The 13611-nt window shown below is 45.6% G+C and carries 10 protein-coding genes; 4 read left to right on the forward strand and 6 right to left on the reverse strand.

Going from position 1 to position 13611, the window contains the following annotated elements:
- Positions 1-83 precede the first annotated feature (83 nt).
- The 4 genes from PG766_RS06615 to PG766_RS06630 form a co-directional block, all read right to left on the reverse strand.
- The gene (locus tag PG766_RS06615; RefSeq protein WP_270590638.1) at positions 84-1727 is read right to left on the reverse strand and encodes a PucR family transcriptional regulator; all 1644 of its coding nucleotides are present in this window, start codon (positions 1725-1727) and stop codon (positions 84-86) included.
- A 178-nt stretch (positions 1728-1905) separates the two neighbouring features.
- Complete coding sequence (locus tag PG766_RS06620) at positions 1906-2313, reverse strand: hypothetical protein (protein WP_270203298.1); 408 nt, start codon at positions 2311-2313, stop codon at positions 1906-1908.
- Between the two features lie 16 nt (positions 2314-2329).
- Positions 2330-4183 carry an ATP-dependent helicase gene (locus PG766_RS06625; protein ID WP_330674485.1) on the reverse strand — a complete coding sequence of 618 codons (1854 nt, stop codon included), beginning with the start codon at positions 4181-4183 and terminating at the stop codon, positions 2330-2332.
- Positions 4104-6812: a DEAD/DEAH box helicase gene (locus PG766_RS06630; protein ID WP_270590639.1), complete on the reverse strand. Its 2709-nt coding sequence runs from the start codon at positions 6810-6812 to the stop codon at positions 4104-4106. Before PG766_RS06630 ends, PG766_RS06625 begins: the two co-directional genes overlap by 80 nt.
- Before the next feature lie 276 nt (positions 6813-7088).
- Here PG766_RS06630 and PG766_RS06635 point away from each other — a divergent pair, with 276 nt between their 5' ends.
- The 4 genes from PG766_RS06635 (at position 7089) to PG766_RS06650 (ending at position 10595) form a co-directional block, all read left to right on the forward strand.
- On the forward strand, positions 7089-8027 hold the full coding sequence (locus tag PG766_RS06635) for a phosphate ABC transporter substrate-binding protein (protein WP_117834671.1): 939 nt from the start codon (positions 7089-7091) through the stop codon (positions 8025-8027).
- A gap of 136 nt (positions 8028-8163) precedes the next feature.
- Positions 8164-9039, forward strand: a complete 876-nt coding sequence (pstC, locus tag PG766_RS06640; RefSeq protein WP_270590640.1) for a phosphate ABC transporter permease subunit PstC — start codon at positions 8164-8166, stop codon at positions 9037-9039.
- Positions 9029-9862, forward strand: a complete 834-nt coding sequence (locus PG766_RS06645) for a PstA family ABC transporter permease (protein ID WP_270590642.1) — start codon at positions 9029-9031, stop codon at positions 9860-9862. The genes pstC and PG766_RS06645 overlap by 11 nt, the downstream gene beginning before the upstream one ends.
- A gap of 1 nt (position 9863) precedes the next feature.
- Positions 9864-10595 carry a phosphate ABC transporter ATP-binding protein gene (locus PG766_RS06650; RefSeq protein ID WP_173699427.1) on the forward strand — a complete coding sequence of 244 codons (732 nt, stop codon included), beginning with the start codon at positions 9864-9866 and terminating at the stop codon, positions 10593-10595.
- Between the two features lie 83 nt (positions 10596-10678).
- Here the strand turns inward: PG766_RS06650 and gatB are convergent, their stop codons facing one another.
- Both gatB and gatA read right to left on the reverse strand, forming a co-directional pair.
- Complete coding sequence (gene gatB, locus PG766_RS06655; RefSeq protein WP_270590644.1) at positions 10679-12112, reverse strand: Asp-tRNA(Asn)/Glu-tRNA(Gln) amidotransferase subunit GatB; 1434 nt, start codon at positions 12110-12112, stop codon at positions 10679-10681.
- Positions 12113-13603 (reverse strand): Asp-tRNA(Asn)/Glu-tRNA(Gln) amidotransferase subunit GatA, encoded by a 1491-nt coding sequence (gene gatA, locus PG766_RS06660; protein WP_118218548.1) that lies wholly within the window; start codon positions 13601-13603, stop codon positions 12113-12115. It lies immediately after the preceding gene.
- Positions 13604-13611 lie beyond the last annotated feature (8 nt).

Genomic DNA, 13611 nt, shown 5'->3' on the forward strand with positions numbered 1-13611 from the left:
CTCCCTCTTTGTCTTTTTTTTCACACAATATACATTGTATCATCTTTTGCCCTGAAAATCATCAATTCTTGTTCAAGGAAACGTTAAATTTTTTCTTCCAGATTCAAAAAGCGCAGTAAAAGCTCTGCATTCATCCGTGCAATATTATCGGTCCAGTCAATCTGCAGAAGTTCGTTTACCTTGTCGATCCTCTTCCTGATCGTATTGATATGTACATATAATTTTTCAGCTGTTGCGCTGTAGTTCATATTATTTTCCAGATATACTTTTAAAGTCTTTAAAAGCTCGATATTCTTTTCATCTTTCAGGAGTACACTGTAAGCCGAGAGCATATGAGTAAGCTCTTCTTCCGGAATATCCAGCCATGCAAGTGCACCAAGCTGAGAATACTCCCATGCAAAAAGGCTTGGATAAATCATTTTCCCCATATTCAGTGCTTTCTGACATTTCTCTATGCTCTGACGGATATGCCCAAGAGAAGCGGCATCCAGTGAATAACCAAATTCCAGTGCCGTCTCCGGACAGCTCTTCAGAACTCTTCTCCGGAATTCTTCCAGAAGTGCAAGGATATGACCTTTCTCCCAGCCTTCTTCTCTGTCTTCCAAAAAAAGAATTCCCACATTTTCTCCGATCATTGCGATTCTGGCATATTTGATCAGACTGCTTTTCCTGTAAGCCTCAAGGATCTCTTTTCTCCGGTTTGGAAGTTCTTCCTGATTGTCCGCGCGCCGGAACAATACATACCTGTATTTTGTACTCATGGAAATTCCCTGTACATTCGCCTGAAACATCATCTTCTGTGTATCATCTTCCGTTGCACTCAAAGCGTATAACACAAAGTTCTCAAATCCGATATTCCCCATGTTCTGTGCCGCTACGATCTGCTCATATAATCCCTGCAGCATCAGATAGGCAATCCGGATACTGTACTCATCATAATAATCCAGGAATTCCCGCGCTTCCATCACGGCAAAATACGCCTGTACACTTCCATTTACAGAAATCGGGACCCGTATCCAGCTGATTCTCGGTCCCTCCTGGTGACTCTGATTCACAAGACGGTATCTCACCATGTCCATGTAATCACAAAGCGTATGCCGGGTATACGGCATTGACGGCTCCCAGAAATCCTCTGTTTCAAGTCCGAATCCTTTCGCTATCTTCTGAAAATTCATCGAACTGTAATACGCCTCTTCTTCTACAAAATCATATAAAAATGCCGGGAAACCCATCTCAGCCTCCATCGCCTGCAGGATCCGCTTGATCTTCTGCTCTTTATATGAAAAATTCGACATTTGAAATGTCATATGACTGGTATTGATCCGCAGCCTGCGTATGGTCCGGTTCAGCACAGCAGTATTAATCTGGCTCATCACTTCCATCCATGGTGCTGAAAATGGCATGGAGATAAGGGGCACCTCATACTGTTCAAAAAGCTCCAGTATCTCCTCCGGTATCTTCTCCAGATATCGTTCTCTTTTGATCATCATTCCCGCTGATTTCTGGACACTTCCCTCCCGGAACGCTTTTTCAATACAATCCGGTTCCTTTGCAATAACGTACCCTGATGAAAGTACCAGTTCCTTCCCTTTTGTCCAGTGGAATGCATCCGGTGCCTCCATAACTGTGATCCCCTGGATCTCACGGTGCAGTCCCTTTGCCCCCGCCAGAACGTAAAAATCCTTAAAATATTCCTGCGATAATAATTCCTGTATTGCGATACCCATTTCTGTCTCCTGCCTGACTGCACTTATCCCCCTCACACAGTCTGTTTTTCTCCTATTTTCTCAGTGTAACATCCATGAAAATTCTTGTCAAATCCAGTCACACACTTACTTTTTTTCCTCATAAAAATCCCGGAAACCTCACGGCTCCGGGATCTTTTTTCTTTACTTTTTCTTGTTCTTATTCACCCTCATACATCGGTGCATATGGTTCTCTGTCCTGCGCATCGAATTCGTCCTGAATTTCTTTTCGCAGTTCCGGCTGTGTATACAGGTCATATGCTGTTGCTGCAATGACTTTCGCTGCGTAAAATGCACCTTTCTGTCCGATCGTGCTTCCGGCAGATGCACAGCTCTGCCAGGTATGCGGTGCAACACCAACCGGCCAGCAAACTGCAGTAAAGAGGTTCATCGGCATCATCTGGCTCACATCTCCACTGTCCGAAGAAGCAGTAAGCGGTGCTTTTTCCCAGGCATTTCTGGAAACAACACCATCTGCTAATGCCTTTTCTTTTGCTTCATACATTCTCTGATCTCTGTCTTTGATAGCCGGATCAACGGTAGCCTGCAACTGTCTTGCAAATTCCATTTCCTCTTCCGTTTTTCTATAAGCCTTTCAAAACTTCCACTTCGCCAAATGCTTTCAGAAATTGTTTTTTCCCATATCCCGGAAATTCCAGTTCGATCATCATCTCGTCCTCAGAAATAATCTCCCCTTCCCCGTACTTCGGATGTCTGCCTTTTCGCTCTGGTTTCCGTGTTTCTTTCTGTTCTTCTTCCTCCTGCTTTTTCTCCCTAATCAGCTCCCGCGTATCTTTCCGCAGTTTCTGCAGATTCGCTTTCCGCGACTCACTTCCTGGCTTTTCTTCCCAGTCGAGCAGCTCCTCCGGCAGCATCCGCAGATAATTGCTTGGTGTCTCATATGTCCCCGGGATCGTCGGATTTGTATAATAGGAAAGTTCCAGATTCTTCCTTGCACGGGTCAGTCCTACGAAGAACAGACGGCGCTCCTCTTCTTCCTGTTCTATGCTTTTGCAGCGAAGCGGGATCAGTCCTTGATTCATTCCGATGATGAATACATAGTCAAATTCCAGACCTTTTGAGGCATGCAGTGTCATAAGATGAACTGCGTCTTCTTCCTCCGTCTGTCGTTCTATATCCGCCGCTTTTTCCATCGTATGTTCGCCCGAAACCGCATTCAGCTTCCCTTCTGCAACATACTCCCGGATCATATGAGGTCTTTCCGGAACCGGATCCTCATCCTCTTTCTGTTTTGCCGGAAGAACATAAGGAAGTTCTGCTCTTTCAAATACTTTTTCCAGAATCTCTGCCTGCTTCTGCACCCGGTAGAAAACCGCAATCTCCCGGTAAGGAAGTCCCTGCTCATGAAGCTCACGGATCCGCTCTGTCAGATACTCTGCCTCGATAAATGGATCATAATGATTCCTTACCAGAATCTTCTCCCCTCTTTCGCCACTTCCCTCAATCTTTCCTCCAAACTGAAGAAAACGGTTCGCCGCTTCCAGGATCACTTCATCGGACCGGTAGTTAACCGGCAGAGTCAGTTCTTTTGCGTCAAATCTGTGCTTGATCAGGAAGAACATATTCGGTCCGGTTCCTCTCCAGCTGTAGATCACCTGATTCGGATCCCCCACCGCAAAAAAGTGGGTCTGTGTGCCTTTTAACGCCTCCAGAAATTTCAGCTGTTTTTCGTCACTGTCCTGTACCTCATCGACAATGATCCACTTAAGATCCAGCACCGCTTCCTGCTCTTTTGCCACCTGCGTTCCTTCTTCCAGAAGATCTGCAAAAGACATTTTATTCTGCTGTCTTTTTGCCTTCTCAAGAAGCGGAAAGATCTGAAACAGATCATCTTTGTATTTTCCCTGTGTTCTTCCTTTCCGATATGCCGCGTAATCCTCTTCCATCCGCTTTTTCAGACGGTTCTGGTATTTGATCTTATAACCGCCTTCTTTTGCGATGGCAAGCACCATTTCCATTTCATCTTCCGGTGTGATAACGGTAAATTCCCGGTTCCATTCTTCCAATTTTGTTCCGTCTTCTGCCTTTTCCGGAAGAAATCTTCGCAGAATCCTTAAGGCAACACTGTGAAAGGTTCCAAATCCCCACAGTTCTTCTTCCGTAAGCTCTGCTTCCTTTCTGGATAGACGTTCTGCGATCTCATCTGCCGCCTTGTTGGTAAAGGTAAGCACTGCCATTTTCTCATACGAAACCTGCTTTTTCTCATGCAGATGCCGCACTTTCTCGATCAGCACTGTTGTCTTTCCGCTCCCTACATTTGCATTTACCAGACATGCCGGGCTTTCATCCAGCACCGCCTCCTGCTGGTAAGGATTTAAAGTTTTTATTTCTTCTATATTATTCATTTCCAAGCTGTTCATCATATCGCCTTTGCAAACGGTCTCTCTTCTTCTGTCGTTCTTTTTTCTCCTGCTCATCCATTTTTGCTTCATACCGTACCCGGATCTGCATATCCGCCGGACAGATCACATGATACCGTAAGGTATTGGTCAGACTTTGGAGGTTATCCGGCTCCATCAGCCATTTTGCATAAAATTCATTTTCCATCGTCAGGATCAGCTTGTGTCCTTCTGTACTGACTTTTTTAATGGTCTTCAGGAACTGCCCACCTGCCTCGCCATTTTTGACCACGGCATAACAGACCTTCTCCCACTCATCCGGCAGATTGAAGAAAGAAAATTCTTTCCGGATCACAGGCTGTGGCTCTTTGATATTTTTCTTCAGATATACCGGCGGTTCGCTCTCTTCCAGAAGATTATCAAGTCCCCACAGAACCGTCTTCTTATCCAGATTGTAGTCACCTACGCATGCCGGACAGCCATCCTCACACGGACAGCCGCTGACCATTTTAATCGCACTTTCCAGAATTTCCGGAATCAGATCATAGATCTTCTCCGAATAACCAAGTCCGCCCTCATATTTGTCATAAATGAAGAGGGACACCTTTTCCTCCCGGAACTCATCCGGAATGGTCGCATTGTTGGACATGGTCACATCGATATCATCCCGTTCCGTCATCGTCACCATCATTACCGCATTCTTGATCGCATACTGCATTCCGTCAAAATGATTGTTCAGCACCAGCTCTCCCATCCGATTTGGCAAAAGAAGACTCCGGTAGACTCTGACAACATTCTCCGGCATCGTAATCCAGGTGCTTTCCGTGCCATAATCCTTCTGAAGCGGCTGTGTCAGCGTCACATAGCCCAGATTCTGATGGTTATGGAACTGCAGTTTCTTGTACATAGCAATGATTTCGTTTACATTGATATCTCCAAAACGGATTTCCGTCCTCTGATACGCGTCCTCCTGAAATACATGCAGGATACGCGTCTCTTCCTGTCCTGCCGGTACCGTATAATAATCCCCTGTAAACGGAATGGCGTAAGCTGTCCGGCTGACCAGATCCATCTTCGTGATCTCATAGGATGCACCATCATGCATATATACAGCACCCGGATGGATCTCATGGTATGCCTGAGATTCGTCCATCTCCGTGATCTCATGTCCGTCCTCCTGCGCGAGCAGCTTGAACCTGGTCTTGTCCATATTACGCAGGCTGTAATCCCCTGCCGGAAATGCAGGTCCCGCCCAGGCAAATCTTCCGGCAAGGCTTTTTACTTCTCCGGCGCTTAAAAGCACCGGGATCATTTCTCCAAGATCCGGAAAAAGCGCAATATCATCCAGTGAAAGTGGCATCTCAGCAGCCGCTGCGCGCAGATGTGCAAGCTCGATCAGAAGATTGTCCGGATCCACGATCGCATTTTCACTTTCTCTTGAGAACAGCCATTCTGGATCGATGGCAATGTACTGGTCAAACGGTTCATTTTCCAGGATCAGATAATTGACACAGGCACTGCCGCTTCGTCCGGCACGTCCACTCTGTTGCCAGAAGGACGCCCTTGTCCCCGGATAACCGACGATCACAGTTGCATCCAGCTTTCCGATGTCGATCCCAAGCTCCAGTGCATTCGTCGATACCAGCCCGGTCAGTTCTCCCTCCGTCATCTTCCGCTCAATCTCTTTTCGCTCCAGCGGGGTATAACCGCCACGGTATCCTGCGATCAGATCTGCCGGATTCTTGCCGCCCACCCGCGCCATTCCAAGAAATCCGGCAGCATCTAATTTATCCTTTGCTTCTTTTAGAATAACTTCTACATTTCTCCTGGATCGTCCAAAGGTGATAAAATGATGATCCTCTTCCACCAGCTCCGGTATCAGTCCGGCTGCCACGGTTGACGCCGCAATCCTTCCGTATACTTTGTCATTATTCCCCTTGATCTCTGGCGGCTGGATAATACAGTATTCCTTTTCCGGTGCCGGCGATCCATCCCGGTCAATCAGCGTAAATCCGCTTCCACAGATCTTTTCGGCAAGCTCTACCGGATTGGCGATCGTCGCGGAGCTGCACAGAAAATGCGGATTCGAATGGTAATACCGGCAAATCCGGTGCATTCTCCGGAAAATATTTGCCAGATGTGCTCCAAAAGCACCGCGGTAAGAATGAAGCTCATCGATCACTACATATCGTAAATTTGCAAAAATCGCGTCAAACCCGTAATTGCTGTGATTCGGAAGGAATGCCGAGTTCAGCATCTCCGGATTGGTCAGGATAATATTTGCACTCTTGCGAATCCTTGTCCGCTCGACAGGTTTGGTATCTCCATCGTACACGCCTGCTGAAACTCTTCCCTCTCCGAAAAATTTCAAAATCGACTGCATCGCGCGGTACTGGTCACTTGCCAGTGCCTTGGTCGGGTAAATAAAAATCGCACGTGTCAGCGGGTCTTCCAGAATTTCCTGCAATACCGGGAGCAGAAAGGCAAGCGTCTTTCCACTTGCCGTCGAAGTCGTAATAACCACATTTTCCCCGGCTCTGACCTTCTCAAACATCTCAACCTGATGTGCATAGAGTCTGGAAATATGGTTGCTTTCCAGATATCCCCGGATTTCTTCCCGGAACTCCTCCGGGTAGTCCCGGTACAACGGCTCCCTTTTCTTCATTTTTCTTGTATAAATGATCAGCTTTTTAATTTCTTCCGTCATGAATTCCTCCATAATTTAAAAAATGTGCACCTATGGCACGCAATACCTTTTATTTCACAGGAAGTTCCCGTAGAATAAAAACCAAACACATATTCGTATGTACAGTATAGCATGGCTTTCCCATTCCTTCCATAGATATTTAGTGTATAGATATATTCTATATCATTCATGTAAATTATCTATAAAAAATGTTGTCCATGCAACATACATTTTATTAAAAGAATGTTAAATTTATATTTTGGATATGTAAATTTTATTCAGGGAGGAATACATACAATGAAAAAGAGATTTTTATCAATCGCTCTTACACTTGCTATGGTATCATCTATGGCAGTAGGATGCGGAAGCAGCAAGTCAGATTCTGCTGACAGCAAAAAAGAAGAGGGTGCAAAGACAGAAGCTTCTGCCGATACAGAAAGTAACCAGATCTTATTTAACGGATCTTCTACTTTAGCACCGGTTATCACTTCTATGGCTACTACTTTCTTTGATACTTATGGAACATGGGATGCATATGATTCATCTCTTCCAAAAGAAGATATCGCAATCTACGTTTCAGCAGGCGGATCCGGACAGGGAACCAAAGCCGTTATCGATGGAACTGCAACATTTGGTATGGTTGCAAGAAGCGTAAAGGATGAAGAAAAAGAAGCAATCAAAAATGAAAAAGAATACCAGGTTGGTATCGATGCTCTGACGATCGCAGTAAACCCGGCTAATCCAGTAAATGATGTTCTTGATAACCTTACAACGGAACAGATCGTAGGACTTTTCTCCGGCGAATATGCTACATGGAAAGATCTTGACTCATCTCTTCCTGACGAAGAAGTTGTTGTTATTACACGTGATATCAACGGTGGAGCTCACGAAGTATTCCAGAAGAATATCATGGGTGACACAGAAGTAAAAGCGGATGCGATCCAGGCTTCTTCTATGGGTGAACTTGTTCAGGATATCATTGATAACCAGTACGCAATCGGATATGCTTCATTTGGTGTTGCTAACCAGAATGAAGGAAAAGTAACTCCACTGAAAGTAAACGGTGTTGCTGCAACCAAAGAAAACATTCTTGATGGATCTTACATCATCCAGAGACCACTTCTTCTTGTAGGTTCTGGTGATCCGACAGATGTACAGCAGGCTTTCCTTGATTACGTTCTTGGTGATGAAGGACAGAAAACTGTAGAAGATATGGGATTCATTCCTATGAAATAATCTTCCGATATTGAAGGGGTGTGCAAAGACACACCCCTTTTTCTTGCTATATGTCGCTGGTTAATCCCAGGGATCAATTTTGATTTGTATCCGGACAGCGCTGTCTGTCCTGCATCATACCTAGAAAGGATTTACTATGTTTAAGAAACTTTCAGATAAATTCAGCAAAGGAATCATTTATCTGGCTGCCTTTCTCGTAACGGCACTGATGGCAGTCATGATGATCCATATTGTGAAGGAAAGTATTCCTGCCATTTCACAGCTTGGAATCAAAATATTCCTGCCTACCACTGAATGGCGCCCTGTCAGTCAGAAACCGCAGTACGGACTTTTACCTGCGATTGCCGGTACCCTTTATGTCTCAGCAATCGCAGTTGTCCTCGCACTCATCTTCGGCGTTGCCTGTGCCTGCTTTCTGGACTATTACCTTCCGAAAAAGGTGGCATCCATATTCCTTGCGTTCATCGATCTGGTTGCAGGAATCCCGTCCGTCATCTTCGGATTTATCGGACTTACGGTTCTTGTAAAAGCCTTTGCCACCCACCTCCATATGGCAGCCGGTCAATGTATCCTGGCAGCCGGGATCGTACTGGGGATCATGCTTTTACCATTCGTTATTTCCACCTGTCATGAATCTTTACAGACTGCACGAAAGACTTACGAGTTCAGTGCGATCACACTTGGATTCTCCAAAGAATTTACCCTGCTGCATTTTATTCTTCCGGCAATCCGGCCGGGAATCATTGCAGGTGCAATGATGGCATTCGGCCGCGCACTTGGCGAGACAATGGCCGTCATGATGGTAATCGGTAATTCTCCGATTTATCCCAAACTCCTTGGACGTGGTCAGACACTTCCAGCCCTCACCGCACTGGAAATGGGAAGTATTGAATACGGAAGCCTTCACCTTTCCGTACTTTACGTTGCAAACGCTGTGCTGCTTGTGATTCTTTTCATCGTACTCGGTATCAGCTATCTTCTGAAAAGGAGGCTTGCCACCCATGAGAACTAAACTGCAGAAATTTTTCACACGCCTGATTCTCAGTATACTCGGACTTTGCGTGATCGTTGTTACACTCTTCCTTTTCCTTTATGTCTTCTGGAAAGGGAAAAAAGTATTTAGCCTGTCCTTCCTTCTGGGCAAGCCTGCCGGTGTTCCACTTGGAACTGCAGGCGGTATCTATCCGGCACTGATGGGTTCCATTTACCTTGGCGCACTTTCCGCACTGATCGGTGGTGTCCTTGGTATCGGCGCTGCCATTTATCTTGTATTTTACAGCACCGGAAAACGATTTTCCGTCCTTGTAAATATGGCGATCACCGGACTTTCCGGAATCCCTTCGATCCTGTTCGGGCTGGTTGGATATACGCTTCTGATCTACCGTTTTGGACTTAACCGCAGCCTCCTTTGTTCGGCACTGTGTGTTGCAGCAATGATCATTCCTTTTGTTGCAATCCGAGCAGAAAAGATTCTGGAAGAGAAGGGGCGTGAATATATGAAGAACTCCCTAAGTCTCGGACTTTCCCGTGAGTATGCCCTCCGGAAACTGATCCTTCCGGTCTGCTTTGTAGAGCTTCTCGGAACCGTTGCGCTTGGAATGGCATACGGCATGGGTGCCGTTGCACCGATTTTATACACCGGAGCTGTCATACAGGCAGATGTTCCGCATTCTCTCTCCGATCCGTTCATGTCACTTCCATATCACCTGTATATCCTTGTGAACAACGGATTTTCTCTGGATTATGCTTATGGAACCGCATTTGTACTGATGCTCTTCCTGCTCATCATCCAGTTAATATGTAAATTTATCACCTATCTACGAAAGGACAACTGATATGCTGAATATAGAAAATCTAAAATGTGGATTTGGAAAACACGAAATTCTTCACGGAATCAGCCTGACGATCCCGAAAGGACAGATTACAGCCATCGTTGGTCAGTCCGGCTGCGGAAAAACAACTTTTCTGAAAACCCTGAACCGTATGGTAGAAGAAGAAGGCGGCTATCTCTCAGGAACAATTACTTTAGAAGGAACCGACATCAAATCTCTTCCGAAAGAAAAACTCAGAAGGCGTGTTGGCATGGTTTTCCAACAGCCGATCGCTTTCCCGCACAGTATCGAAAAGAATCTGTCTTATGTACTGAAATACCACGGTGTCCGTAATAAGAAAGAGATTGCTGAAAAAATTACAGAGTCTCTGCAGAAAGCAAAACTCTACGATGAGGTCAAAGATCAACTGAAAAAATCCGCCCTCAAATTATCCGGCGGTCAGAAGCAGCGTCTTGCTATCGCACGAAGCCTCTGTGCCGGTCCGGAGATCCTGCTCCTTGACGAGCCGTGCTCCGCACTGGATATGAAGAATACAATTGCAATCGAAGAAACGCTTTTGGAGTTGAAAGACCAGTATACTTTCGTCATCGTCACACATAATCTGGCTCAGGCAAAGCGAATTGCCGATCAGGTGATCTTCATGGATCAGGGAGAAGTACTGGAAGTGACAGAAAAAGAGAAATTCTTTGAAAATCCGGCATCGGAACCGGCGAAAGAGCAGATACAGTATATGTAATAAAAAACGAGCAAATGTCTTTTCACATGACATTTACTCGTTTTTCTTATTTATTCCGCAAAGGATTTCTGTCAGTCTGATTTTTATTTCAGCATCTCTCTGAGCAGTTCATTAACCATACCCGGATTTGCTTTTCCTTTCATTGCCTTCATGATCTGTCCAACCAGTGCGCCAAGTGCTTTTTCTTTTCCACCCTTGAAATCTTCCACTGCCTTTGGATTCTTTGCAATCACTTCTTCCGCAAGTGTGCGGAGTGCACCTTCATCGTTGACGGTCTTCAGTCCGTGATCCTCTACATATTTTTCCGGATCCACATCCTCTGCAAATACCTTTTCAAATACCTCTTTTGCTACAGAACTGTTGATGGTTCCCGCGTCTGCAAGTTCAATCAGTTTTGCAAGGTTCTCCGGTGAAAATTTAATATCTGCCGGCTCCTGTCCGTTTTCATTTAACAGACGCATGGTTTCTACCATCAGCCAGTTGGACACTTTTTTCGGCTTGTTGCAGATTGCACAGGTCTCCTCAAAGAGATCTGCCATCTTCTTCGTTCCGGTAATGAGCTCCGCATCATAACGTGGAATATCATAATCTTTCTCATAACGTGCAAGTTTTTCACTTCTCAGCTCCGGCTGTTGGTCTTTGATTTTCTGGATCCATTCATCACTGATCACGATCGGCACCAGATCCGGTTCCGGGAAATAGCGATAGTCCTGCGCATCCTCTTTGGAACGCATCGCATAAGAATATTCTTTATTATCATCCCATCTTCTGGTTTCCTGAATGACTTTCTTTCCTTCTTCGATGAGTTCGATCTGTCTCTGTCTCTCTCCCTCGATCGCATGTGTAATCGCTTTAAAGGAGTTCAGGTTCTTCATCTCAGTACGTGTTCCAAACTCAGAAGCACCTACTTCACGAACCGAAAGATTGACGTCTGCTCGCATGGATCCTTCCTGAAGCTTACAGTCCGATGCTCCCAGATACTGGCAGATCATACGCAATTTTTCCAGATAAGCAATGACTTCATCTGCCGAACGCATATCCGGCTCCGATACAATCTCGATCAGCGGAACCCCACTTCGGTTATAATCTACTAAAGAGCAGTCCTCCCACTCATCATGGATCAGCTTTCCGGCATCCTCTTCCATATGCATCTCATGGATCCGGACTTTTTTCTTCTGCTCTCCGACTTCAATCTCTACATAGCCGTCTCTCGCAATTGGCAGATAGAGCTGTGAAATCTGATAGTTCTGCGGGTTATCCGGATAGAAATAATTCTTACGGTCGAATTTGCACACCTGTGTAATCTTACAGTTTGTCGCAAGTCCTACTGCCATCGCATATTCTACTACTTTTTTATTTAATACCGGAAGGGAGCCCGGCATACCGGTACATACCGGGCAAGTATGTGTATTCGGTGCGCCCCCGAATGCGGTACTGCATCCACAGAAAATTTTTGTCTTTGTTGCAAGTTCTACGTGAACTTCCAGACCGATTACGGTTTCATACTGCTTTGACATCTATGCTTCCTCCTTTCCGGCTGCTTCTGTTTTGTCGTACATAGATACCCATTTTTTCTCTGTCAGGCACTCATAGGTATAAGCTGCCTGAAAAAGCTTCTTCTCCTGGAAGCAGTCTCCGATGAGCTGCATTCCAACCGGAAGTCCTTTCGCATCCCGTCCAACCGGAATACTAATCCCCGGAAGTCCTGCCAGGTTGACGGAAATCGTATAAATGTCGCCCAGATACATTTTGATCGGATCACTTAAGGAAGCTCCAAGCTTCGGTGCTGTCGTCGGTGCTGCCGGCGCCAGGATCATATCATATTTTGCAAATGCACTGTCAAATGCCTTTTTAATCAGTGCTTTTGTACGGAGTGCTTTCAGATAATAAGCATCATAATATCCGGAACTGAGTACGAAAGACCCAAGCATGATACGGCGCTTTACCTCCGGTCCGAAGCCCTCGGAGCGGGTCTTTTTGTACATCTGGTGAAGCTCTTCATAATCCTTTGTGCGGTATCCGTATTTCACACCGTCAAATCGGGACAGGTTGGAACTTGCCTCTGCTGATGCGATGACATAATAAGCCGGAATCGCATATTTTACAAGTCCAAGATCAAATTCTTCAATCTCAGCTCCTGCATTTTTCAGAACCTCTGCGGCTTTCAGAATCGGTTCTTTCACTTCTTCGTCCAGACCTTCTCCAAAATAATCTTTTGGAATACCGATCTTCATCCCTTTTACATCGTTTACCAACGCACTTGTAAAATCCGTGTCCTGGCGTTCTACCGAAGTGCTGTCTTTTACATCATGGGATGCGATGGTCTCAAGAACCGTTGCACAGTCAGTTACGTCCCTTGCAACCGGTCCGATCTGGTCAAGAGATGATCCGTAAGCGATCAGTCCATAACGGGATACCGTTCCGTAGGTTGGCTTGATTCCAACGATTCCGCAGTAAGAACTTGGCTGACGGATCGATCCGCCGGTGTCAGATCCAAGAGCATATGGTACTTCCAGAGCCGCAACTGCCGCACATGAGCCACCGGAAGATCCACCCGGTACATGCTCCAGATTCCACGGATTCTTTGTCTCTCCATAATAAGAAGTCTCAGTCGTGCTTCCCATCGCGAATTCATCCATATTAGTCTTTCCGATCACAACTGCACCTGCTTTTTCCAGGTTCAGAACTGCTTCTGCTGAAAATGTCGGTACAAAATTACTCAGAATTTTTGAACTGCAGGTGGTCGTCACACCTTCCGTACACATGTTATCCTTGATCGCAACCGGTACTCCTGCAAGCGGTCCGGTCAGTGTTCCGTCATCGATCAGCTTCTGCACTTCTTCCGCTCTTTTTAAGGCAGCTTCTTTTTGAAGTGATACAAAACTGTTGACTTCTTTTTCTACTTTATCAATCTGTGCGAAGCAGGCTTCCACTGCTTCTTTTACTGTAACTTCTTTTGCCTGAATCTTTTTTCCAAGTTCAACGGCAGTAAGACCTTTCAAATCCATCTTTCGAT

This window comes from Coprococcus sp. LG101-27, from assembly GCF_027695515.1.
Taxonomy (GTDB): domain Bacteria; phylum Bacillota; class Clostridia; order Lachnospirales; family Lachnospiraceae; genus Allocoprococcus; species Allocoprococcus comes.

Excerpts from the sequence above, each read along its gene's own strand:
- PG766_RS06645 (WP_270590642.1), top strand. The coding sequence starts at position 9,029 with ATGAGAACTAAACTGCAGAAATTTTTCACACGCCTGATTCTCAGTATA.
- PG766_RS06615 (WP_270590638.1), bottom strand. The coding sequence starts at position 1,727 with ATGGGTATCGCAATACAGGAATTATTATCGCAGGAATATTTTAAGGAT.
- PG766_RS06625 (WP_330674485.1), bottom strand. The coding sequence starts at position 4,183 with ATGAGCAGGAGAAAAAAGAACGACAGAAGAAGAGAGACCGTTTGCAAA.
- pstC (WP_270590640.1), top strand. The coding sequence starts at position 8,164 with ATGTTTAAGAAACTTTCAGATAAATTCAGCAAAGGAATCATTTATCTG.
- gatA (WP_118218548.1), bottom strand. The coding sequence starts at position 13,603 with ATGGATTTGAAAGGTCTTACTGCCGTTGAACTTGGAAAAAAGATTCAG.
- PG766_RS06650 (WP_173699427.1), top strand. The coding sequence starts at position 9,864 with ATGCTGAATATAGAAAATCTAAAATGTGGATTTGGAAAACACGAAATT.
- PG766_RS06620 (WP_270203298.1), bottom strand. The coding sequence starts at position 2,313 with ATGGAATTTGCAAGACAGTTGCAGGCTACCGTTGATCCGGCTATCAAA.
- PG766_RS06630 (WP_270590639.1), bottom strand. The coding sequence starts at position 6,812 with ATGACGGAAGAAATTAAAAAGCTGATCATTTATACAAGAAAAATGAAG.
- gatB (WP_270590644.1), bottom strand. The coding sequence starts at position 12,112 with ATGTCAAAGCAGTATGAAACCGTAATCGGTCTGGAAGTTCACGTAGAA.
- PG766_RS06635 (WP_117834671.1), top strand. The coding sequence starts at position 7,089 with ATGAAAAAGAGATTTTTATCAATCGCTCTTACACTTGCTATGGTATCA.